Genomic DNA, 22419 nt, shown 5'->3' with positions numbered 1-22419 from the left:
CTAGCACTCCTTGCAAACGAGTGCCAAGTGGGAGTAACAATCAATCCTAATCAGGATTTAGTAATTATCAAATAGCACATATCCTAACAAAAATAGGAATACTATTTTTATTACAAAAGATAAAAAGAAAGTAATTTGTGGTAAAGAGTCAAGAAAAAAACTTAACTCATCTTTTTCAGTTTAGGAATATCTTTCAGGATGATTTTTTTTCCTTTTAATTCGATTAAACCTAATTTGTTAAATTCAGATAACAAACGAATACAGCTTTCGGTAGCGGTACCTATCATGCTGGCGAGTTCGTCGCGAGTCAATTGGATTTTCAAAGTATTGTCTTCATTTTTTCCAAAAGTATCCTGAAGATAGAGCAGGGTTTCGGCCAGACGTTCTTTTACGGTTTTTTGAGCCATATTCACCATTTGGCTGTCGGCTTCTTTCAAATCGCCACAAATGGTACGCATCACATTCATTGAAAACTGGTTGTTTTTGTCAAAAAAGCCCATGATTTCGCTTTTAGGAACAAAACACACCTGCATGTCCTCGAGGGCTACGGCACTCAGGTTTACAGGTTCCTCGCTTATCATAGAGCGTTGTCCTAGCAATTCGCCTTTGGTAACCAATTTTACAATATGATCTTTACCGTTCGGACTCAATTTGGTTAGTTTGCAAACCCCATCTTTGATACAAAAAATGCCGTTTACATTTTCACCTTCTTCAAAAATGACTTCGCCTTTTTTCACCAAACGGGACGTCTTGCACTCGGCAAGTTTTACTAATTCGTCTTTGTTTAGTGCTTTCAGGGAACTGAATTCTCTAACAATACATTGTTCACATTTACTCATTTTAAAGAAAGTTTAATAGTAGTGTAAAATTAATCATTTATATGATATATATCATATTTTACTTAAGATTGATTAAGGAGCTTTGTATCAGGTAAAATGAGCAAAGTTATGGATACACAAAACTGTTTCCATTGTGGTTTAGATATTGTAGAAAAAGCAGAAATTATTTTTGACGAAAAAACATTTTGTTGCGCCGGTTGTAAAACGGTTTATGAAATTTTTAGTCTGAATGATTTAAGCTGCTATTATGATTTCGAAAAATCACCTGGAGCCACTCCACAGGATATTCAAGGAAAATATGATTTTTTAGACAATGAAAGTATTGTTTCGAAATTATTGGAATTTCAAGAGGATTCAACCGCTATTGTTTCACTTAGCATTCCTCATATACATTGCAGCTCTTGTATTTGGATTCTGGAAAATTTACAACGCCTTCAAAAAGGAATAAGCAGTTCTCAGGTTAATTTTCCGGAGAAAAAAGTGCGTATTGTTTATAATCCAAATGAAGTTTCGTTAAGTGAAATTGTTTATCTGCTGAGTTCAATAGGTTATGAACCCTATATCAGTCTGGAGAATTACGAAACAAAAAAAACTACAATAGATCGAAGTCTGACCTATAAATTGGGTGTCGCTTTCCTCTGTTTTGGAAATATTATGCTGCTTTCCTTTCCTGAATATTTTGAGGTAAAAGAATATTGGTTAGACAATTACAAACCCTTTTTTCGTTGGTTAATTTTTGTCTTGTCATTGCCTTCTTTTTTGTATTCCGGAAGCGGTTATTATTTTTCAGCATATAAGAGTATAAAAGCTAGGATGCTTAACATCGATGTGCCTATTGCTTTAGGAATCATCGTGATGTTCATTCGCAGCCTTATCGATATTGCTTTTGATTACGGTTCCGGATTCTTTGATAGTTTAACCGGCTTAATTTTCTTCATGCTTTTGGGAAAAATGTTCCAAATCAAAACCTATAGTTTTCTGAGTTTTGAACGAGATTTTAAATCCTATTTCCCTGTTGCCGTTACCCGAATCAATACTGATGCCACTGAAGAAAGCGTTCCTGTTTATGATATTCAAAAAGGCGACCGATTACTCATTAGAAATCAGGAATTAATTCCGGTAGATGGTATTTTGATTAGTGACAACACTTCAATTGATTACAGTTTTGTGACAGGAGAAGCAATTCCGATAGAAAAAAAATCAGGAGATAAAGTTTTTGCCGGCGGGAAACAACTGGGAAAAGTTATCGAAATGGAGGTTTTATTATCGGTTTCCCAAAGTTATTTGACGCAATTGTGGAGTAATGCTATTTTTCAGAAAAAAGTGGAGCAAAAACACAAGAGTATCACCGATGCTATCAGTCGTTATTTTACAATTGTATTGCTGTTGATTGCTTTTTCTGCTTTTGGATATTGGATTTTTATTGATACTAATAAAGCTTTTAATGTATTCACAGCTGTTTTAATTGTTGCCTGTCCCTGTGCTTTGGCTTTGACGGCTCCTTTTACTTTAGGAAATGTATTGCGAATTGTAGGGAAGCAAAAATTTTATCTCAAAAATGCCTTAGTAATCGAACAGTTAGCCAAAGTGGATACTTTGGTTTTTGATAAAACAGGAACGATTACGACCAATAAAAAATCAAATATTTCGTATGAAGGAGAACCGCTTTCTGAGGCCAATTTGATTCGGATAAAAGCAGTGCTTCGGGCTTCAAACCATCCTTTAAGCAGAATGTTGTATGATTTTTTGCCCGAAATGGGAAGAGTAAGTATCAGTGAATTTGAAGAAATCACAGGGAAAGGAATTCAGGCAGAAGTGGTAGAAAGTTTAGTTAGAATTGGTTCTGAAGAATTTTGTAATTCGTCTTTATTGGTTTCTTCTCTCTCTCTTTCGGGGAAGGTTGGGGAGAGGACTTCAGTACATATCCAAATTAATGGTAAATATTTTGGAAAATATGTCTTTAAAAATGAATACCGCGAAGGATTAGAGCAGCTGTTTAAAAGTTTAAATGCTAAATATCAAATTAAAGTCTTATCGGGCGATAATGCCGGAGAAAGAACAGCTTTAGAGGAGCTTTTGCCAGTAGGAACGGAACTTGTTTTCAATCAAAAACCGGAGCAAAAACTGGAATTTATTAAACAATTGCAGTTATCTGGTAAAAATGTGATGATGGTAGGTGATGGTTTGAATGATGCCGGAGCTTTGGCGCAAAGTGATGTGGGTATTTCAATTTCTGAAAATGTAAATGTGTTTTCACCCGCCTGTGATGCTATTCTGGAAGCAACACAATTTGATAAGCTCGATTATTTCTTAAAACTATCTAAGAAATCCATGCAGGTAATTAAAATGAGTTTTGGCTTGTCGTTGCTCTATAATGTAGTGGGATTGACTTTTTCGGTAACGGGAAATTTAGATCCGTTGATAGCAGCTATTTTGATGCCTTTGAGTACCATAACCATCGTGAGTTTTGTAACCCTGATGAGTAATTATTACGCGAGGAAGTTAGAGGTTAGAAGCAAGAAGCAAGAGGAAAGAAGTTAGAAGGTTAAGGGAGTAATTTTTCTGCTATTTAGGAAAATCTCGTGATTTCCCCTCCTCTGGAGGGGTGCCCGGAGGGCGGGGTGGTTTTTTACGAAATCCAAATTATGTAATAATAAAATATTTTCTCACTAATAAAATCTAAAAGCATGATAAATGTCATAGAATCTCCGGAGTAGGGATTCTACTTTTGGGGTATAAATTTACAAGGTATGAGTGTCATCTATTTATTAATCACCATTAGCATATTCGTAGCTATAGCTTTTTTAATTGCCTTTTTTATGGCAGTCAAAACAGGGCAATATGACGACGATTATACGCCATCCGTCAGAATGCTTTTTGACGATGAAATCAATGTAAAAGCCAAAAAAGAAATACAAACAACAGAAGAAAAACAAATTTAATTATGGAAATGCAACAGTTTTATTACGACAACAAAATTGTTAAAAAGTTCATTTACGCTACCATAGTATTTGGGGTAGTAGGAATGGCTGTCGGACTTTTATTAGCAATCTTATTTTTATTCCCTAACCTGACTGATGGAGTTTCCTGGTTGAGTTTTGGTCGTTTAAGACCTTTACACACCAATGCGGTTATTTTTGCTTTTGTTGGGAATGCCATGTTTGCCGGAGTGTATTACTCTTTGCAACGTTTATTAAAAGCCAGAATGTTCAGTGATCTTTTGAGTAACATTAATTTCTGGGGATGGCAATTAATCATTGTAGCTGCAGCGGTAACACTTCCTTTAGGTTACACAACTTCAAAGGAATATGCCGAGTTAGAATGGCCAATCGATATTGCGATTGCTTTAATCTGGGTAGTTTTCGGTATCAATATGATTGGAACTATTTTAAAAAGAAGAGAGCGTCATTTGTATGTAGCTATTTGGTTTTACCTTGCCACATTTGTAACGGTTGCGGTATTGCATATATTTAACAGTTTGGCTTTACCTGTTTCTGCCATGAAAAGTTACTCTGTTTATGCAGGGGTTCAGGATGCTTTAGTACAATGGTGGTACGGTCATAATGCAGTTGCTTTTTTCTTAACAACTCCTTTCTTAGGATTGATGTATTACTTTATTCCTAAAGCGGCTAATCGTCCGGTATATTCTTACCGTTTGTCTATTGTTCACTTTTGGTCTTTAATTTTCTTATATATCTGGGCTGGACCACATCACTTATTGTATTCTGCTTTGCCTAACTGGGCTCAGAATTTAGGAGTTGTTTTCTCAGTGATGTTGATTGCACCGTCTTGGGGAGGTATGATTAACGGATTATTGACTTTGCGTGGTGCCTGGGATAAAGTACGAGTAGAACCAGTATTGAAATTCTTCGTTGTTGCGGTAACCGGTTATGGTATGGCTACTTTTGAAGGACCTATGTTGTCTTTGAAAAACGTAAACGCTATTGCCCACTTTACCGATTGGATTATTGCTCACGTACACGTAGGAGCTTTAGCCTGGAACGGATTTATGGCTTTTGGTATCATTTATTGGTTGATTCCTCGTATGACCAAAGGACCTTTATACTCTCTTAAATTAGCAAATGTTCACTTTTGGTTAGGAACCTTAGGAATTATACTTTATACACTGCCATTATACGTTGCCGGATTTACTCAGGCTTCTATGTGGAAACAATTTAATCCTGACGGAACTTTAACTTATGGTAACTTCTTAGAAACGGTTACTCAGATTATTCCAATGTATTGGATGCGTGCAGTAGGAGGGACATTATACATTAGCGGAATGTTCATATTAGTATATAACATTTATCAAACGGTTAAAGCTAATAATGCAGTAGAAGACGAATTGGCTGAAGCACCAGCTTTACAAAAAATCAGTGCAGGAAGAATCAAAGGAGAAAAATTCCACCCATGGTTAGAAAGAAAACCAATTCAGTTGACTATTCTGGCAACGGTAGCGATTTTGATTGGAGGTATTATTCAAATCGTACCTACGATAATGGTAAAATCTAATATTCCTACCATTACAAGTGTAAAACCATATACACCATTGGAATTAGAAGGACGTGACTTATATATCCGTGAAGGTTGTGTGGGATGCCACTCTCAAATGGTTCGTCCGTTTAGAAGTGAGGTAGAACGTTACGGTCCTCAGTCAAAAGCCGGAGAATTTGTTTACGATCATCCATTCTTATGGGGTTCTAAACGTACTGGACCGGATTTATTAAGAGTAGGAGGTAAATACAACGATAACTGGCACTTTAACCATATGTGGTCTCCACAAAGTACTTCTGCAGGTTCTATCATGCCAGGTTACAAATGGTTGTTTGACAACAAAGCATTGGATTTTTCTGATATTGAAGCTAAAATGGAAACTATGAGAACTTTAGGTGTTCCTTATACAGGTGCTGATATTGCTAATGCACAAAAAACAATTAAAGAACAATCTCAAAAAATTGAAAACAGTTTGCATAGTGATCCTGACTTTGTAAAAAGTTATGAAGAAAGTAAAAATAAAGCTGTAGCCAGAGGGGAAAAATTTGTTCCAATGCAGGATAGAGAAATTGTTGCCTTGATTGCCTACATCCAAAGATTAGGAACTGATATTAAAGTAAAAAAGTAATTTATTGAAGATGCTGAGAAGCTAAGTTACTAAGTCGCTAAGATTTAGAAATACAAAAAAAACTTAGAATCTCAGCAACTTAGAACCTTCACAACTTAAAAAGAAAAAATATGTTTGAACAAATAAAGCACAATATGGAAACTATCGCAGGAGTTGCGGTTTATCCAATAGTATCGTTATTGATTTTCTTTTTCTTCTTCGTGGGATTAGGGCTTTGGGTTTTCTCGTATAAAAAAGAAAAAATTAAGGAATTGAGTCAGATCCCTTTGAAAGATAGTTTGTAGTATAATTTCAAAATTTGTAAAATGAAAAAATTAATTCCAGCATATGTAAGAGTACCAGTATTTTTCTTCATCATATTTGGTGCCATAGAATACTTTATAGACTCTGGGGATAGGGCCGCCTTTATAAAATACCCAATGGTTGACGTAATCTTATTGGTTGTTTTATTGCTTTTAATAGCAATAGAAATGGTTATAAGTGCCGCCGACAATATTGTGTACCAATTGTTGCCTGAGGAAGAAAAAGCCCGATTAGCAGCCGAGGAGCAAAAACCGTTAAAAGAATCAGCCTGGTTTAAAAACCTGATGAAAAAATTAACGAAGACGGTTCCTATTGAAGAAGAAGGTAGTTTGCTACTGAATCATGATTATGATGGTATCAAGGAGTTAGATAATAATTTACCACCATGGTGGGTGTATTCTTTCTATGCCTGTATTGTATTTGCTGCCATTTACTTAGTTCGTTTTGAAATTTTAGGAGCTGATAATCAGGAAATGGAGTTGAAAAAAGAATTGGCTCAGGCTAAAATTGATGTAGAGGAATACATGAAAAATGCGCCTGATTTGATGGACGAAAAAACAGTTACACTGCTTACAGATGAAGCTTCATTGGCACAGGGAAAAGAAATTTTTGCTAATAATTGTGCTGCCTGTCACAGAGCGGATGCCGGAGGACAAATTGGACCAAACTTAACAGATGATCATTGGATTTTAGGAGGAGGAATCAAAAATGTGTTTCACACTATTACTAACGGTGGGCGTGATGGAAAAGGAATGGTTTCCTGGAAAACCAATGGGATGAAACCAAAGGATATTCAAAAAGTAGCCAGTTATGTTTTGTCTTTGAGAGGTAGTAATCCAAAAGATCCAAAAGCACCAGATGGCGAAATTTGGAAAGAAGAAGTGGAAGCTCCTGTTACAGCTGCAAAATAATAAAAATGATATACCATTGAGAGATTAAGTAGCCTGAGATTTGGTAAAAAGCTTACTTGATTTCTTGATGGTTCAAAAAGAAACAAAAAATGTCAAAAATACCAAACGAAGCTTTTAGAGATACTATTGGAACGATTGACAATGAGGGGAAAAGGAAATTTATTTATCCTAAAAAGCCTTCGGGGAAATTGTACAACTATCGAAAAGCAGTTAGTTATGTATTGTTGTTGATTCTGGTTGCTAATCCGTTTATAAAAGTAAATGGGAATCAGTTCATGATGTTCAACATCTTAGAACGTCGATTTAATATTTTCGGATTTCCATTTTGGCCACAGGATTTCTATCTCTTTGTACTCTTTATGATTATAGGAGTGGTGTTCGTGATTTTGTTTACGGTTATTTTCGGACGTATCTTTTGTGGATGGATTTGCCCGCAAACTATTTTCCTGGAAATGGTTTTCAGACGAATCGAATTTTGGATAGAAGGCGACAGAGGCGCTCAGATGCGATTAGCCAAACAGGAATGGAATGCCGAGAAAATCAGAAAAAAAGGCTTGAAGTGGACTGCGTTTTTGATAATCTCTTTTGCAATAGCCAATGTTTTTCTGGCTTATTTGATAGGAAGTGACGAATTGATAGCCATGATTGAAGATGGTCCGGCGGAACATCTCAGCACGCTGATTGCGATGTCCATATTTACAGGGGTTTTCTATTTTATATTTGTTTGGTTCAGAGAGCAGGTGTGTATTATTGCCTGTCCTTACGGCAGATTACAAGGGGTACTTTTAGACAATAAATCGATTAATGTAGCCTATGATTTTGTACGTGGGGAAAAAGAAACCGGACGGGCTAAATTCAATAAAAAAGAAGATCGTGCATTAACCGGAAAAGGAGATTGTATTGATTGCCATCAATGTGTGAATGTGTGTCCAACCGGAATTGATATCCGAAACGGAACACAATTAGAGTGTGTGAATTGCACCGCCTGTATTGACGAATGCGACAGCATTATGGAAAGTGTAGGTTTGCCAAAAGGTTTGATTCGCTATGCTTCTGAGGATGAAATTGAGAAAAAAGCGCCTTTTAAATTCACTACCAGAATGAAAGGCTACACCGCTGTTCTGACCATTTTAGTGGGAATGCTAATTGGGCTGTTGTTTTTACGAACCGATGTTGAGGCACTTATTTTAAGATTACCAGGACAGTTGTATCAACACAAAGAAGAAAACATCAGTAATGTGTTTACGTATAAAATTATTAATAAAACCAATGATGATTTCAATGCGCTTCATTTTAAGTTGAAAAATATCAAAGGAGATTTGAAATTGGTTGGAAAGCAAATTATCAAAGTTCCTAAACAGGGGATGAGCAGCGGAACCTTATTTGTTGAAATCAATAAATATTTGCTGGAAAGCGATAAAACCAAATTAAAAATAGAAGTCTACAACGGCGATAAAAAAATAGAAACCACTACGACTAGTTTTTTGAGTCCGAGAAGTTTTGATTAATTCTCCTAATCTCCAAAGGGGGAATATGTATAGTGAATAGAAGCATTATATTTTAATAAATAGAAAATATGAAAACAAACAATTTAAAAGATTTGAATACTTCAGTGGGAGTTCCCCCTTTGGGGGCTAGGGGGATTAAAATCAATTGGGGAACAGGACTGGTAATAGCCATAGCATTATTTATAAGTTTTATTTTGTACTTCGTCATTAAAGTACAATCTAATTCTAAATACGATAATGAATTAGTGGTCGAAGAATATTACAAGCATGATGCCCGTTTCCAGGAAGAAATGGATCGTGTTCAAAATGCACAGGATTTAAATCACAAACCAATCATAACCAACACAAGTGAGGGAATTACTATTGAATTCCCTCAGGAGTTTAATGCTAACCAAATTACAGGAACAGTGTCCCTCTACAGACCGTCTAACAAAAAATTAGATTTCGATACTCCGATTTCGTTGTCTAATCCAACTTTGCTCATACCTAAATCAAAATTGGTAGGCGGTCAATGGGACATTAATATGGAATGGCAATATGATGGTAAAAAATACCTGACCAAGGAACCGATTTATATTCAATAAAAAGTTAGGAGTTAAGAGTTAGAAGTTATGAAAGTAACCCACAACTCATAACTCATAACCCATAACTTCAATAAAAATGCTTTACACCGCTTTGATATTCGGATTACTAAGTAGCTTTCACTGCATTGGAATGTGCGGTCCTATCGCTATGATGTTGCCTGTAGATCAAAGTAATCCCGCTAAAAAAGTAACACAGATTATTACCTATCATTTAGGGAGACTTACTGCTTATGCCAGTATTGGTTTTGTTTTTGGCTTGTTAGGTAAAGGTTTTTTTATGGCAGGTATGCAACAAAAGTTGTCAATTTTCATTGGTATTTTAATGATTGTAGCGATTGTTATTCCTGAGAAAACATTTGCCCGTTATAATTTTTCTAAACCGGTTTTCCGATTGATTTCAAAAGTAAAACAGGCTTTGGGGAATCAGTTTAAGAAGAAAAGCTATCAATCCCTTTTTACGATTGGATTGTTAAACGGCTTTTTGCCTTGCGGAATGGTTTATGTGGCTTTATTTGGCGCAATTGCCATGCAGAGTAGTAGTTTAGGCGTTTTGTATATGGTTTTATTTGGATTAGGAACAGTACCCTTAATGAGTAGTGTATTATACCTTAAATCATTTTTGTCACTCGGTGTTCGTAACCGCATTCAAAAAGCGATTCCTTATGTGGTAATGCTGATAGGAGTATTGTTTATTCTAAGAGGATTAGGCTTAGGGATTCCTTATGTTTCGCCATCTACCATGAGTTTGTTTGTTCAGGCAAATCCGAATTGTCATTAGAAAATAGATTTTAGTTTTAAATAGTTTTTAGATGCAAAAGCGGTTTCATTACTAATGAAACCGCTTTTTTTAGGAAGGTGTTTTTTTTAATTTATTCTTTTACAAAGTCTGAAGGTAAAGCCAAAAGTTGGTACTGAATGGTTTTTGCTAGACGATAATCTCCCAGTGCGTTAGGATGCAGTCTATCAGTGTCTTTGTTATGAAAGTATTGCAAATGTGATTCAGCCATTGGAAACAAACCACTTGTAGAATACAAATCGATTAACGGAACTGCCCAATAGGAAGCCGCCTGTTTTAGTACTTCAATATAACTATCGATATACAAACCCTGCTCGTTGCAGAAGTTTTCGTCTGGTTGTATGTTTTTATCATTAAATTTAGCATATCCCCTGTGAATAGGCGTCATGATAACAATTTGTTGTTGTGGAAAATTGTTTTTTAAGTAAGACATCGCCTTGTTGATTCTTCCGCAAAAAGTGGAGTCATTTAGTATTGGAGTACGGTATTTGCGCGTCACTTCCTTACCATTAAAATTAGTTTGCTTGGTAGTTTCAGTAAAGAATTCCCCAATTGGTGTACCGTGCATGTAGTCATTTGTTCCTGCAAAAATGATGATAGCATCAAGATCGGTTCCTTTTTCAACTTTTAATTTTTCAGCTTGTTTGTAAATGTGATTCCATTGATTACCGCTGATACCGTACACAAAAGGTTCGATTCCTAATAATTCCGTTAAATATTCCCAATAAACATAAGTAGTTCCCACTCGACGTTTGTCGGTCATGGAGTCTCCTAAAAAAGCTACTTGTTTGCCTTGCCATTGTGAGTTTAGTGTTTTTTCAGCTTCAGTTACGATTACTTTAGGCGCAACTACTGTTTGTTGTGCTAATCCTTTAAAACCAAACATCAATAAAAAGATGTAGCTAGTTGCAATTAGGTGTTTCATGAAATTAGGTGTTTTTTTTTTTAATCCAGTTTGAGATTTTTGGAAATTAAATACAGGGAGACCGCTATGGTCTTACTAGCAAATATATAAAAAATGCTAACGAATGAATTGCATATTAGCTGTTTTAATTGGTTGAATTACTTCTGAATTCTAAAATTTAGCTTCAATTTTTTTTCTAAAAAAAATAAAACCACTAAATAAAAAGTAAAGCGGCTGGATTGCTATAAAAACAATTTTCCCTATAAAATAGCCCGTAAAAAAGGAATTTATATAGGGAAAATGAGGTGGAATTTATGATGTTCTGGTTTCTGTAGAAATGCTTTTAGTCTTTTGTTGTGATTTCATGGTTTTCTATATAGCTAATGTCTCTGGTGTTTTTTTGAACCGCAATAGAAGCATATAGACTTAAAAGGTAGGCTATACCATAAAATCCTTTTTCACTCAATAATAAGTTAGCGTTCCACAATCCGATGATTAATAAAACAATAGCGCTTAAGGCCGAAAACCAACTGATGCCGTAATACAAATCTGTTACTTCGATACCTTCCAGTCGGTCACGTACACTTTTTTGTACGGATATAGCCGAGAATAATCCAAAAAGTAAGATGGTAAAGTAATAGCCTCTTTCGTTTAATTGCATGTCTGAATTCCATAATCCTATGCAGTACGATAGTATACCAATGAAAAGGCACATCCACGAAGCGCCTATAAAAGCAGGTGTAGGTTTTTGATCAAAAACAGGAACTGTTTTCTTTTTTGATGTTTTTGCTGCTTGTTTTTCTAATGTAGTGTCAGATTTGAAATTGATGTCCATAAAATAAAATTTAATTGGTTAATGATTTATATGGGACAAAATTGTAGAAAATAGCCAAAATGAAGAAACTAATATTTTAATATTACTTACGATATAAATTTTTTATTTTATATGTAAACTTACTAAAATAGCTATATTTGAATAAAATAACTTACGATATAAATGAGTACTTTGCATGCTATTGTAGCCAGTTTATCTGAAGAAGATAAAAAAGAGTTTGTACGAAACTTAAAAGAGCGAAACAAAAGATTCGATACTAAGAACATCACTTTATTTAAGCTTTTGGATGCTCCAAGTTTGCCTTTGTCTATAGATGTGGCTTTATATGGGAAACCGTCAAAAGGCGCCTATCACGCGCTTTGCAAACGCTTACACGATTTGTTGATTGATTTTATTGCAACTAAGAGTTTTGATAAGGAATCCTCTGAAGAAATGACTGCATTGAAATTGTTGTTGGCAAGCAGAATCTTTTTTCAGCAAAAACAAGCTCAATTAGGCTTTAAAACTTTGGTAAAAGCCGAATTAATAGCCCGTAAAAATGCCTTGTTTAATATTCTAAATGAAATCTATCAAACCCAACTCTTGCAGGCACATTTGAATCCTACTTTAGATTTAGATGAAATAATAAAAAAATACCAGAAAAATAAAAGCAGTATCCGTCAGGAAGAAAACCTGAATTTGTTCTATGCCAGTATTCAAGCAGCGTTAAACGGGAATAGTTTAAGTATTTCAGATATTATCAATAGAAACTTAGTCCGATTTAATATCTCCATCACTAAAAATTTAAGTTACCAGTCGCTTTTTAAAATTTTACAAATTACCAATCAGGTGGCTTATGTTACCAGAGATTACCAAGCTTTTTTGCCTTTTATAGAAGATGCTTGCCAGAAAATTGAAGCAGGCGAACGTACTAAAAACAAGTATTTACACGATCATTTACAGGTTTTGTATTATCTGGCTAATATGTATTTTAGGATTAAAAATTTTGAACTTTCGGCAACTTATTTAGAAAGTATGTGTGAGCATCTGAATTTAGAAAACAATAAATACGAAGCTTTATTTTATCCGCAATATGTGTTGTTGCAAAATTTATTGCGTATTTATACAGGAAACAACGACGAAGCCGTAACACAGTTAGGGCAATTTAATTTTGACAAGTATAAAAACAAATCCGATTATGCACTAGATGTAAAGTTAACATTGGTGGTAGCCTTGTTTTTTCAAAACAAATACAAAGAAGCTTTTAAAACGCTTCAAGATTTTTACCATACGGAGCAATGGTATAGTGATAAAATGGGCTATATATGGGTAATTCAAAAAAATCTTATTGAAATTATGTTGCTCATAGAATTGGACTATTTGGATTTGCTAGAGTCAAGATTAAATAGTTTTAAAAGGAAATATTACAGCCGTTTGCAAGAACATAACGAACATGTAGTTTTGGATTTTATAAAACTAATGCGCATTTTTTATTATAAAACAGAGGATGTGCATTCGGAGAAGTTTAGGCATAAAGTAGCTAATTTGTTGAGCTTAAGCAGCAAAGATACCGATGTGTTTACTATTAGTTTTTATGCTTGGCTTAAAGCCAAAATGGATAAGGCTGATGTTTATTCCAGCTGTCTCCATCATGTCAAGTTGCTCTCCATGCCGAATGATAAAACGGAATTTAAATAAAACCCAAAAGTCAGTTTGAGTCTGTTGAAGACCTCGTGAAAGATATATTTTGATAAGTGCTATCCAAGCAATCAGGTTTAATTGCCGTTGTACAATGCCGTAGCTTTTTCAAGACTGCTTGTGCTACCTAATTCAAAAAAGTAATTCAGTTGCCATTTTTGAGCTTGTACAGCCTGTTTGTTTGTAGCAATGTCCCAACTGGCATAAACGCGAAATGCTCTTTTTCCTTCTTTTTTAGCTGTAGAAAGAATACCTTTTTCGATAAGGACTGATTTTGGGAAAACAAATTGCCCCAATTTGTTATCCGTTCTCAGGTTCACCACAAAGAAATCAATGGAATCTGTTTCGTAAAAAGGTTCTATTGGACCGTTGGGATTCCGTTTCCAGAAAGTTACAAATTGTCCTGTTTTAGTGGGTGTTATTTTAGAGTTACGACTTATTATACTACGACCATTAAGTTGAAATTGGCAGGCATAATATTCTTTGCTTTCGGCTTCGATTCTAAAGGCAGAAATGACTAGTCCACATTTACTATAGATTTCGGTTTCGATTTGGATGAGGTTGCTGTCCATTTGTTTAAGCTGGCTTAGTCTTTAAAGTGTTTATTTAATTTTATGGTATCGTAACAATAGCGGGTTTGGGACTAAATAAAGCCTTATTTGCAAATTTGCCCAATCTTCCAAATACAAACCAATTTTTCCATTAAGCCCAATGTCAAAATCCGTTGTAGCGTGTGTTAGCAGATGGTTTTTATTCTTTTGTTAATTTTGGAGGTTCATTTTCACAGTGAATGTCGAAAATTAATTCTTCTTTACTATATTCTTTACAACTTTTATTATACTTATTAGTTTCAATACAAAGTTGTGTTTCAATCATAAGTAATTGGTCAATTAGCGATTGCGTTTCTTCTTTGTTTTTAAGTTTAGTGTCAAATTCTAAATTAACTAAAGTGTGAGTTAGCAATGTAGTTAATTTTCCATTCTTTTCTTTGGTTAAATCTACTTTACTTTTATTTAAGATATTGTCTTCACAAACAAGTTTTAATTCTTGTGCATAAAGTTCGGTATTTTTTAATTCTACTTTGTCAATCTTTTTCGACTTCTGAAGTTGTTTAGTTATTTCCAAAGTAATTTCCGTTCGCAACTTTAGTTGTTGTTTTAATTTCGTCCAATTTTTATTAATTTCCAAACTATCTTGACAAAATACATTTAGGCTTTGTAATAAAATAAAAATTAAAAGACCTTTTTTCATATTATTTATTTTCGTTTTTTCTGTTCTCTAAACTGCCTTATAACGTCAGTCTGTGAAAAAACTTCCGTTTGTTGTTGATCAAAAGTAGGAAAAAGAATTTAATAAAAAGAAGAAAAGTTGTATATTTAAAGATGCAACACATTTCAGGAATCTCCCGCCAACAGTTACAAATCAGCAGTCTAGAAGACAGAATTTTTCTCGATAATCCTGTTCGTTTTATTGAAGCCTTTGTTGAAAATATTTCACTTGAAAAGCTAGGTTTTATAGCTAAAACAATAAAAAGCGAAGGTCGTCCTAGCTTCGATATCAAAGTATTCCTTAAAATCTATTTATACGGCTATTTAAACGGAATCAGAAGTTCGCGTAAACTCGAAAAAGAATGCATTCGCAATATCGAATTACAATGGCTATTGTGTGGCATTGTCCCCAATTATCATAGTATTTCTGATTTTAGGAAGGATAATCCATCGGGATTGAAAAAGTTGTTCAAACTCTTTGTTTCTTTCCTTAAAGATGCCGATTTGATTGCAGGAGAAATCATTGCCATCGATGGTACAAAGAGTCGTGCCCATAATAGCAAAAAAGCCAATTTCAGTCAAAAGAAAATAGACCAACATTTGGCTTATATTGAGGAAAAGACACAAGAGTATTTAAGCGAGTTAGCTCAAAACGATCAAAACGATTCTAGTGTTAGTATTAACAAAATCCAAGAAAAAATAGAACGATTAAAAACCAATAAAATCCGCTACGAACTCCTGGAAGAAAAGCTAAGAGAAAGTGGCGAACCACAGATAAGTACTACTGATGAAGATGCCAGAGCTTTACTGGTACAAGGTCAGGTAGTTGAAGTAAGTTACAATATTCAGGCTGCGGTGGATGCTAAACACAATTTAGTAGTTGCTACTCACACGATCAATCGCAATGATCGCAATGCTTTGTCGGCTATTGCCGTTGAGGCAAAAGAGAATTTGGAGATAGACAGCTACACCGCCTTGGTAGACAAAGGTTATCATAACGGACGAGAAATCACCCAATGTAAAGCACAAAACATCACCACCATTGTAGCCCATCAGGAACAAGGCAAGAGCAACGAAAACGGCACACAACCCGAGTATTTAGTATCAAAGTTCCATTACAACAAAGAGGACGACACTTACACCTGTCCGCAAGGAGCAATCCTTACCACAACAGGAAGTTGGCATAAAAAAAACAGGTCGAACCGAAAACAGCGGATATCAATTTAAAAAATACCGAACCCCAGCCTGCAAGGAATGTCCGGTAAAAGAACTTTGTACCAGTAGAAAAGGCGGTAGGGAAATAGACCGCAGCCAGTATGCCGATGCAGTGGAAGAAAACAACAAACGCTATCAGGAAAACCAACAATTATACCGCAAAAGGCAGGAGATCAACGAACACATTTTTGGTACCATAAAAAGGCAATGGGGATACAACCATACCAATTTAATAGGACTGGAAAAAGTAAACGGAGAACACAGCCTGATTATGCTAGTGTATAATATTAAACGCAGTATTAATATCTTGGGCGTGCCTGATTTAATAGCCAAAATCAAGAGTTGGAATGCCAAATACCCAACAAATGGTTTTGTTTTTATAAAAACGGCTTATTTAAAGCTAAAATTAGACTTGATTGATAGTCAAACTCCATTTGCTGCCTAAAAAAACAGCCTTCTAAAAAGGCTTTATTTGGGTTGTAGATTATGAAAATGGGGAGATTTAAAAGAAAAAACGAGGTTTTTTCACAGCCTGACGGTTTGCAGCTACCCGAAGGTGGCGATTTAGAAGCACTTCACTGTCAACAAAGAAGAAACTTTGATAGAAGCACAAAGCATGGTTTAACCACTGAACCGCCACTTTTGGGTAGGTGCTGTTAGGCACAGTTATTATATTTCTGTAGTAGTTCGTCAAAGTTTATTTTTTCCGTTTCTAAATGTCCCGATGCTCCATATGTTTTCATAAAATTCCATTTTGCTTTCTTGTCAATTTTCACTGGCTGAACTTTTTCACTTAACGGGTAAATCTGTCTGCCAACGAGTTTGAAAAAGCTGTCCTCGTATATTTCAAAGTCTAAGCAAGGGAACTTTTTATTTAGATTGTATTCAGTGTCCCACAGATATAAAACTTCGTTGTCGTTAAGCTCAACAATATACAAGTCGCTTTCATCTTCATATTCTGGTGCTATTGCAATACGTTTGGTGTTAACTAGGCAAGTGTCAACCGTCCCTTTCTCTATAGCTGAACTTAGTTGTCGTAAAAATAATTTATGTCTGTTTTTCTGTTTGTAGATTTCGTAAGGCCCAAAAACAATAAACGAAAAGGCGAAAACAGCAATTGTCCCGAAAAGAAACGTCCAAAAACTGTCTGGAATTATAGTCGTAATATATGTCAAACCAGTTCCTAAAAGTCCAGCAATAAGAAAATGATAGAACTTAATTTTACTACTTGTTTCCTTTTCTTTCTGCGTTTTCAATGTCTTTAATATTCGCAACTCGTCAGGGTGGAAATTTCTTGTCGTATAAGCAATGTTCATTGTTATGGTGTCTGTCTTATAATTGTGCCTAACTAGTATATAGGCGAAACAAACCTTCGTATATGCACCCAAAATCGGGTAGATTGGCGAAGGTTTATTTCGCTTTTATTATTTTCAAATATATTTAAATATTCTTACAAAATAATTTATTTTGAAAACAAAATTTTTCTTGTAGCAGCGTTTGCGTGAGGGATGGCAGCGGAGCTCTCCCGATTTTTCATCGGGAAGCGGGAGCCTACAGCCCGACCCTGCAGGAACGGAGTGGAAGCAGGGGCACGCCCAAAAAAAGAGATTCTGAAACAAGTTCAGAATAAAAAAAATCCGATTGGTTTTTGTACCAATCGGATTTCTATAATTATTAGGATGAGATGGCGCCCGTCCTTCGCAATGACTAAATGTGGATTACTTCACCGTAAGCAGCGGCAACTGCTTCCATCACAGCTTCACTCATGGTAGGGTGTGGATGGATCGATTTCAGGATTTCATGACCTGTAGTTTCCAGTTTACGGGCTACAACTGCTTCAGCAATCATATCAGTAACTCCGGCACCAATCATGTGACATCCTAACCATTCTCCGTATTTAGCATCAAAGATTACTTTTACAAATCCGTCTGCATTTCCTGAAGCTTTTGCTTTTCCAGATGCGATGAATGGGAATTTACCAATTTTTAAATCGTATCCTTTTTCTCTGGCTGCTTTTTCAGTTAAACCTACAGAAGCAATCTCAGGAGTAGCATAAGTACAACCAGGAACGTTTCCGTAATCAATTGGTTCTACGTGCATTCCTGCAATTTTCTCCACACAGTTAATTCCTTCAGCAGAAGCTACGTGAGCCAATGCCTGCCCCGGAGTTACATCACCAATAGCGTAGTAACCAGGAATATTTGTTGCGTTATAAGCGTTTACTAAGATTTTATCTCTGTCAGTAGCAATTCCTACTTCTTCTAAACCGATGTTTTCGATGTTGGTTTTAATTCCAACAGCAGAAAGCAGGATGTCAGCTTCAAGTTCAATTTCTCCTTTAGCTGTTTTTACAAATGCTTTAACTCCGTTTCCTTTAGTGTCGATTTTCTCCACAGAAGAATTTGTCATTACAGTGATTCCAGATTTTTTCAAAGATTTTTCAAATTCTTTTGAGATATCTTCGTCTTCCACAGGAACTACGTTTGGCATAAATTCAACGATAGTAACATCAGTTCCCATTGAGTTGTAGAAGTGAGCAAATTCCACTCCGATTGCTCCTGAACCAACGATAATCATCTTTTTAGGTTGTTCCGGTAAAGTCATTGCCTGACGGTAACCAATTACTTTTACACCATCTTGAGGTAAGTTAGGCAACTCACGAGAGCGGGCACCTGTAGCAATGATAATATGATCTGCACTGTATTCAGTAACTTTATTGTCTTTGTCAGTAACGTCAATTTTTTTACCTGGTTTTAGTTTTCCAAAACCATTAATAACGTCAATTTTGTTTTTCTTCATTAGGAAAGTAACTCCTTTGCTCATTCCTTCGGCAACATTACGGCTACGCTGAACCACAGCAGGGAAATCTTTATCAAATTCAGAAACCGTCAATCCGTAATCGGAAGCGTGTTTTAGATAATCAAAAACTTGAGCTGATTTAAGTAAGGCTTTCGTTGGGATACAACCCCAGTTCAAACAAACTCCACCTAAGTTTTCTTTTTCAACTACGGCTACTTTAAAGCCTAATTGTGATGCTCTAATGGCAGTTACATATCCGCCAGGACCACTTCCTAAAACAATAACGTCGTATTTCATTTCTATGTATTTATTTGTTTTTTTATTGTTGAAATGCAATGAGCAAGCTCAAGCCTTTTTATTCTAATTTATTTTTTTACGTTGTCCAAAATGAAATTTGTACAAGCAGTTTTCACCTTGTATGTATTTCTAAATTAATTGAGACTGCGAATTTAAGGATTTATTCTGTTTTTAAAACTCCCAAAAGCACAAAATATTAACAGAATACGGTTTATAAACCCTGATTTTTCAAAATCTAACAAAATAGATTCGGTTTCTTATATATTTTTAGGAATCCGTCAATGTTATTGTTTCTGTTCGTTTCAAAATTATAATTTATAACTAACCAATCATTTTTTGCTTTCTGAGCAACAACCAAATCACTATTGGCGCACCAAAAATAGAAGTTACCGCATTAATAGGTAAAGTAATTTCACCACCCGGAACCTGTGAGATAGTGTCACAGATTAACATGATAACAGCACCAAAAAGGAGACTGCTCCAGAATAAAATCTTGTGATTACTGGTTTGGAAAACCAATTTGGCAATATGAGGAACTGCCAGACCTATAAAAGCAATAGGCCCCGTAAAAGCAGTAATGCTTCCTGATAAAATACTGGTGGCCAGAATAATAATCAATCGGGATTTCTTGTAGTTCATGCCCAGACTCCGGGCATAATTTTCGCCAAGAAGCAAGGCATTCAGTGATTTAATACTGCCTAAAGTCAATAATAAACCAACAGATACACAAAGGGCTAAAATGCTAATGGATGTCCAAGAAAGGTTTCCTAAATTTCCTAAAGACCAGAAGGTAAATTTCTGCAATTGTTCGGCAGTACTAAAATAACTTAATGTTCCTACGATGGCTGTGCTTAAACTGCCAAACATTAAGCCTACAATCAGAATACTCATGGTGTCGCGTAAACGAACTGAGACCAGTAAAACGGCTAATAATACAAAGGAACTCCCCAGTGTTGAAGCTAAAACAATTCCGTAGGACGAGAGCACTATTTGCTGTAAAAAAACGGGAAGTAAGCCCGCACCCAAAATCACAAAAGCAACTCCCAAACTTGCCCCGGAACTCAATCCTAAAACATAAGGTCCTGCTAAAGGATTTCTAAATAAGGTTTGCATCAATAAACCACTTATTGAAAGTCCGGTTCCCACCAGCACGACTGTAATAGCTTTAGGTAAACGATAATTGATAATAATGTATTCCCAGGTAGATTTACTGGCTTGTCCGCCAGTTAAACTCTGAAAAATTTCTTTGAACGGAATCGTTACAGATCCCAGACTAATGTTTGCAAAAAACAAAAAAAGCAGCCCTGCTATCAGGTATAAGAATAAAATAGTATTTCTTTTTTGATTTTTCAAGTCAGACTAATTTAGTTTTTGTACAAATGTAAAATGGTAGTCCGGAAGTAAATCAGGATGAAAAATTTTGATATAATCTTTCAAAACTAAATCAGGTCGGCTAGGGGCTAATTCATAGTAAATTGTTCCTCCTGTGGCTCCTAATTTGCTTTCAAAGGTATAAACGTTTTTAGTAACAAAAGCATCAAACTGACTGTAATGCGGATTGCTGTCACCTAATTCTTTTGTGTTTTTAAATGAGCCTGTGGCTATCCAGATATCAGCATTTTTGGCTTTCTCTAATATATTTTCAAATGATAGTCCTAAGCTTCCGCTTCCTTTTGTATCCGCCCATAAATAATTGGATTTGGCGTCTTTCATAAATTGCGCTACCCAGCTGTTTCCTTTGGCAACATACCATTGATTTTGGTACATTGAACCGTATAGAACTGTTTTTTCAGCTTTTTCACTGGCAACTAATTGCAAGGCATCGTTATAACTTTTTACAATATTGTTAAATAGTATTTTGCCTTCTTTTTCTTTGCCAAATAGAGCAGCATAAAGTTTAATCCATTCGGCTTTTCCCAGTGGCGATTGCTCCATCCAATCGGCCTGAATGAGTACTTTTAAACCATTTTTTTCTAAATTGGCAATCATCGGATTGTTATTGTCGATACCAAAAGTTATAATAGCTTCAGGAGCTAAATCAATCAGCTTTTCCATGTTTAGGCGTTCGTTTTGTCCCACGTTTTTAACAATTCCGGCATCAATTAATTTACGGGTTTTTTCAGAAGAAACATAATCGGTATGGGGAAATCCCGCTAAGGATTTTTCAACTCCCAGCATTTCTAAAAACGGAATATTAGTTGTTGAAGTCACTACAATGGATTTCAGAGGAACTGTGATTTGGGTATACTTTTGTAAACTGTCTGGAACGGCTGTGTTTTTTTCTTTCAGGATGTACACAAAATCTTTATTGGCATCCGGCCAGGGGTTTAAAATTTTAACTATCGAATAACCATCGTATTTATGGATAGAAAGATTCGTCGAATATTCAATTTCATTTTTTTCAGTTGCTGCTGAAACAGAGGTTGTTTTTTCATTCTGTTTGCAAGCGGTAAAACTTAAAAAGAATATTATAAACAGGATTTTATTATAAAAAGAATTCATCATCAAAATTTATTTGCAAGCAAAGGTATATGAAATTGTAAAAATTACTGTTTATTTTTTAGGATAAAAAAATGAACAAATGGTATCTTTACCTCATGAATACTATAAAGCTAAAACGCTGTTCCGGTTGTGGAACTTCCTTTGATTGCGGAGATATTTCGGAACAGAAGAAATGTTGGTGCAATGATTTTCCACCCATTTTTAATTTTTCCGAAGAAGGAGATTGTCTTTGTCCCAATTGTTTTAAAAAGAGCTGTTCGCTTAAAATTGAGGAATACATAACTACGGTTTCACCGGAAAATGCATTAGATAACAAAGCCAAAGATTTACCCAAAACGACTCATTTAATAGAAGGAATTGATTACTATCTGGAAAACGGAAATTATGTTTTCAAAGCCTGGTTTCATCTCAAAAGAGGGAATTGTTGTGGCAATGGTTGCCGTCATTGTCCGTATTAAAATAATTATTAAATGTTAATTATAAATGGTCAATTATGGGAGAAAATGTGGTAAAAATTAAGAGTTTTAATTTTGCTGTTCGAGTAGTGAATTTGCATCAATATTTAAGTTCTGATAAAAAAGAATTTGTTCTTTCAAAGCAATTATTACGCTGCGGGACTAGTATTGGAGCAATGGTTAGAGAAGCAGAACATGCAGAGAGTAAGCAGGATTTTATTCATAAGTTTGGAATTGCACAAAAAGAAGCTAATGAAGTTGTTTATTGGTTGGAACTATTAAAAGCTACAAATTATTTGAATGAAAAAGAATACAAGAGCATACATGAAGAAGCAATTGAGATTTTGAAATTAATTACAAGTATTCTTAAAACTTCAAAAGCACAAATAAATAACAAATAGTAT

General features: G+C 35.2%; 22 protein-coding genes. 13 read left to right on the top strand and 9 right to left on the bottom strand.

Annotated elements, in window-relative coordinates:
* Positions 1 to 161: 161 nt before the first annotated feature.
* Positions 162 to 839 (bottom strand): Crp/Fnr family transcriptional regulator, encoded by a 678-nt coding sequence (locus AC4FRF_RS14865; protein WP_491160585.1) that lies wholly within the window; start codon positions 837 to 839, stop codon positions 162 to 164.
* Between the two features lie 108 nt (positions 840 to 947).
* On the opposite strand from AC4FRF_RS14865, the gene AC4FRF_RS14860 reads away from it, so the two are divergent.
* From AC4FRF_RS14860 to AC4FRF_RS14825, 8 genes are all read left to right on the top strand, one after another.
* A complete protein-coding gene (locus AC4FRF_RS14860) occupies positions 948 to 3380 on the top strand; it encodes a heavy metal translocating P-type ATPase (RefSeq protein ID WP_491160583.1) in 2433 nt (810 codons plus the stop codon).
* Positions 3381 to 3589: 209 nt separating this feature from the next.
* Positions 3590 to 3781: a cbb3-type cytochrome oxidase assembly protein CcoS gene (ccoS, locus tag AC4FRF_RS14855; RefSeq protein ID WP_491160581.1), complete on the top strand. Its 192-nt coding sequence runs from the start codon at positions 3590 to 3592 to the stop codon at positions 3779 to 3781.
* Between the two features lie 2 nt (positions 3782 to 3783).
* A complete protein-coding gene (gene ccoN, locus AC4FRF_RS14850) occupies positions 3784 to 5961 on the top strand; it encodes a cytochrome-c oxidase, cbb3-type subunit I (RefSeq protein WP_491160579.1) in 2178 nt (725 codons plus the stop codon).
* Between the two features lie 110 nt (positions 5962 to 6071).
* A complete protein-coding gene (locus tag AC4FRF_RS14845; RefSeq protein WP_491160577.1) occupies positions 6072 to 6245 on the top strand; it encodes a CcoQ/FixQ family Cbb3-type cytochrome c oxidase assembly chaperone in 174 nt (57 codons plus the stop codon).
* 21 nt (positions 6246 to 6266) lie between these two features.
* Positions 6267 to 7175 carry a cbb3-type cytochrome c oxidase N-terminal domain-containing protein gene (locus AC4FRF_RS14840; RefSeq protein ID WP_491160575.1) on the top strand — a complete coding sequence of 303 codons (909 nt, stop codon included), beginning with the start codon at positions 6267 to 6269 and terminating at the stop codon, positions 7173 to 7175.
* A gap of 89 nt (positions 7176 to 7264) precedes the next feature.
* The gene (gene ccoG, locus AC4FRF_RS14835; protein WP_491160573.1) at positions 7265 to 8683 is read left to right on the top strand and encodes a cytochrome c oxidase accessory protein CcoG; all 1419 of its coding nucleotides are present in this window, start codon (positions 7265 to 7267) and stop codon (positions 8681 to 8683) included.
* A 134-nt stretch (positions 8684 to 8817) separates the two neighbouring features.
* Positions 8818 to 9267 carry a FixH family protein gene (locus AC4FRF_RS14830; protein ID WP_491160620.1) on the top strand — a complete coding sequence of 150 codons (450 nt, stop codon included), beginning with the start codon at positions 8818 to 8820 and terminating at the stop codon, positions 9265 to 9267.
* Between the two features lie 76 nt (positions 9268 to 9343).
* Positions 9344 to 10045: a sulfite exporter TauE/SafE family protein gene (locus tag AC4FRF_RS14825; RefSeq protein WP_491160571.1), complete on the top strand. Its 702-nt coding sequence runs from the start codon at positions 9344 to 9346 to the stop codon at positions 10043 to 10045.
* Positions 10046 to 10136: 91 nt separating this feature from the next.
* Here the strand turns inward: AC4FRF_RS14825 and AC4FRF_RS14820 are convergent, their stop codons facing one another.
* Together AC4FRF_RS14820 and yiaA are read right to left on the bottom strand one after the other, a co-directional pair.
* The gene (locus AC4FRF_RS14820) at positions 10137 to 10988 is read right to left on the bottom strand and encodes an SGNH/GDSL hydrolase family protein (protein ID WP_491160569.1); all 852 of its coding nucleotides are present in this window, start codon (positions 10986 to 10988) and stop codon (positions 10137 to 10139) included.
* Positions 10989 to 11310: 322 nt separating this feature from the next.
* The gene (gene yiaA, locus AC4FRF_RS14815; RefSeq protein ID WP_491160567.1) at positions 11311 to 11802 is read right to left on the bottom strand and encodes an inner membrane protein YiaA; all 492 of its coding nucleotides are present in this window, start codon (positions 11800 to 11802) and stop codon (positions 11311 to 11313) included.
* 162 nt (positions 11803 to 11964) lie between these two features.
* Here yiaA and AC4FRF_RS14810 point away from each other — a divergent pair, with 162 nt between their 5' ends.
* Positions 11965 to 13479: a hypothetical protein gene (locus AC4FRF_RS14810; RefSeq protein WP_491160565.1), complete on the top strand. Its 1515-nt coding sequence runs from the start codon at positions 11965 to 11967 to the stop codon at positions 13477 to 13479.
* A 77-nt stretch (positions 13480 to 13556) separates the two neighbouring features.
* On the opposite strand, the gene AC4FRF_RS14805 is transcribed toward AC4FRF_RS14810, so the two are convergent.
* A complete protein-coding gene (locus AC4FRF_RS14805; RefSeq protein ID WP_491160563.1) occupies positions 13557 to 14051 on the bottom strand; it encodes a MepB family protein in 495 nt (164 codons plus the stop codon).
* A 178-nt stretch (positions 14052 to 14229) separates the two neighbouring features.
* A complete protein-coding gene (locus AC4FRF_RS14800; RefSeq protein ID WP_491160561.1) occupies positions 14230 to 14730 on the bottom strand; it encodes a hypothetical protein in 501 nt (166 codons plus the stop codon).
* 131 nt (positions 14731 to 14861) lie between these two features.
* Between AC4FRF_RS14800 and AC4FRF_RS14795 the strand changes: the two genes are divergently transcribed.
* Positions 14862 to 15974, top strand: a complete 1113-nt coding sequence (locus tag AC4FRF_RS14795; RefSeq protein WP_491160559.1) for a transposase — start codon at positions 14862 to 14864, stop codon at positions 15972 to 15974.
* Positions 15862 to 16407, top strand: a complete 546-nt coding sequence (locus AC4FRF_RS14790; RefSeq protein ID WP_491160618.1) for a transposase — start codon at positions 15862 to 15864, stop codon at positions 16405 to 16407. The genes AC4FRF_RS14795 and AC4FRF_RS14790 overlap by 113 nt, the downstream gene beginning before the upstream one ends.
* Before the next feature lie 211 nt (positions 16408 to 16618).
* Here the strand turns inward: AC4FRF_RS14790 and AC4FRF_RS14785 are convergent, their stop codons facing one another.
* The 4 genes from AC4FRF_RS14785 to AC4FRF_RS14770 form a co-directional block, all read right to left on the bottom strand.
* The gene (locus AC4FRF_RS14785; protein ID WP_491160557.1) at positions 16619 to 17218 is read right to left on the bottom strand and encodes a hypothetical protein; all 600 of its coding nucleotides are present in this window, start codon (positions 17216 to 17218) and stop codon (positions 16619 to 16621) included.
* Between the two features lie 451 nt (positions 17219 to 17669).
* On the bottom strand, positions 17670 to 19058 hold the full coding sequence (lpdA, locus tag AC4FRF_RS14780; protein ID WP_491160555.1) for a dihydrolipoyl dehydrogenase: 1389 nt from the start codon (positions 19056 to 19058) through the stop codon (positions 17670 to 17672).
* A gap of 321 nt (positions 19059 to 19379) precedes the next feature.
* Positions 19380 to 20411, bottom strand: coding sequence for an iron chelate uptake ABC transporter family permease subunit (locus tag AC4FRF_RS14775; protein ID WP_491160553.1), 1032 nt, complete (start codon positions 20409 to 20411; stop codon positions 19380 to 19382).
* Positions 20412 to 20417: 6 nt separating this feature from the next.
* A complete protein-coding gene (locus AC4FRF_RS14770; RefSeq protein WP_491160616.1) occupies positions 20418 to 21560 on the bottom strand; it encodes an ABC transporter substrate-binding protein in 1143 nt (380 codons plus the stop codon).
* A 71-nt stretch (positions 21561 to 21631) separates the two neighbouring features.
* On the opposite strand from AC4FRF_RS14770, the gene AC4FRF_RS14765 reads away from it, so the two are divergent.
* The gene (locus AC4FRF_RS14765; RefSeq protein WP_439228107.1) at positions 21632 to 22018 is read left to right on the top strand and encodes a C1orf53 family protein; all 387 of its coding nucleotides are present in this window, start codon (positions 21632 to 21634) and stop codon (positions 22016 to 22018) included.
* Positions 22019 to 22053: 35 nt separating this feature from the next.
* Entirely contained in the window at positions 22054 to 22416 is a 363-nt protein-coding gene (locus tag AC4FRF_RS14760) for a four helix bundle protein (RefSeq protein WP_491160551.1), read from the top strand.
* Positions 22417 to 22419 lie beyond the last annotated feature (3 nt).

Source organism: Flavobacterium sp. ST-158, assembly GCF_058309975.1.
The sequence above is the reverse complement of the archived record's forward strand: the minus strand, read 5'-3'. Positions and strand labels throughout refer to the sequence as shown.

Coding starts and splice junctions, on each gene's coding strand:
- AC4FRF_RS14865 (WP_491160585.1), bottom strand. CDS start 839: ATGAGTAAATGTGAACAATGTATTGTTAGAGAATTCAGTTCCCTGAAA.
- AC4FRF_RS14860 (WP_491160583.1), top strand. CDS start 948: ATGGATACACAAAACTGTTTCCATTGTGGTTTAGATATTGTAGAAAAA.
- ccoS (WP_491160581.1), top strand. CDS start 3,590: ATGAGTGTCATCTATTTATTAATCACCATTAGCATATTCGTAGCTATA.
- ccoN (WP_491160579.1), top strand. CDS start 3,784: ATGGAAATGCAACAGTTTTATTACGACAACAAAATTGTTAAAAAGTTC.
- AC4FRF_RS14845 (WP_491160577.1), top strand. CDS start 6,072: ATGTTTGAACAAATAAAGCACAATATGGAAACTATCGCAGGAGTTGCG.
- AC4FRF_RS14840 (WP_491160575.1), top strand. CDS start 6,267: ATGAAAAAATTAATTCCAGCATATGTAAGAGTACCAGTATTTTTCTTC.
- ccoG (WP_491160573.1), top strand. CDS start 7,265: ATGTCAAAAATACCAAACGAAGCTTTTAGAGATACTATTGGAACGATT.
- AC4FRF_RS14825 (WP_491160571.1), top strand. CDS start 9,344: ATGCTTTACACCGCTTTGATATTCGGATTACTAAGTAGCTTTCACTGC.
- AC4FRF_RS14820 (WP_491160569.1), bottom strand. CDS start 10,988: ATGAAACACCTAATTGCAACTAGCTACATCTTTTTATTGATGTTTGGT.
- yiaA (WP_491160567.1), bottom strand. CDS start 11,802: ATGGACATCAATTTCAAATCTGACACTACATTAGAAAAACAAGCAGCA.
- AC4FRF_RS14810 (WP_491160565.1), top strand. CDS start 11,965: ATGAGTACTTTGCATGCTATTGTAGCCAGTTTATCTGAAGAAGATAAA.
- AC4FRF_RS14805 (WP_491160563.1), bottom strand. CDS start 14,051: ATGGACAGCAACCTCATCCAAATCGAAACCGAAATCTATAGTAAATGT.
- AC4FRF_RS14800 (WP_491160561.1), bottom strand. CDS start 14,730: ATGAAAAAAGGTCTTTTAATTTTTATTTTATTACAAAGCCTAAATGTA.
- AC4FRF_RS14795 (WP_491160559.1), top strand. CDS start 14,862: ATGCAACACATTTCAGGAATCTCCCGCCAACAGTTACAAATCAGCAGT.
- lpdA (WP_491160555.1), bottom strand. CDS start 19,058: ATGAAATACGACGTTATTGTTTTAGGAAGTGGTCCTGGCGGATATGTA.
- AC4FRF_RS14770 (WP_491160616.1), bottom strand. CDS start 21,560: ATGAATTCTTTTTATAATAAAATCCTGTTTATAATATTCTTTTTAAGT.
- AC4FRF_RS14765 (WP_439228107.1), top strand. CDS start 21,632: ATGAACAAATGGTATCTTTACCTCATGAATACTATAAAGCTAAAACGC.
- AC4FRF_RS14760 (WP_491160551.1), top strand. CDS start 22,054: ATGGGAGAAAATGTGGTAAAAATTAAGAGTTTTAATTTTGCTGTTCGA.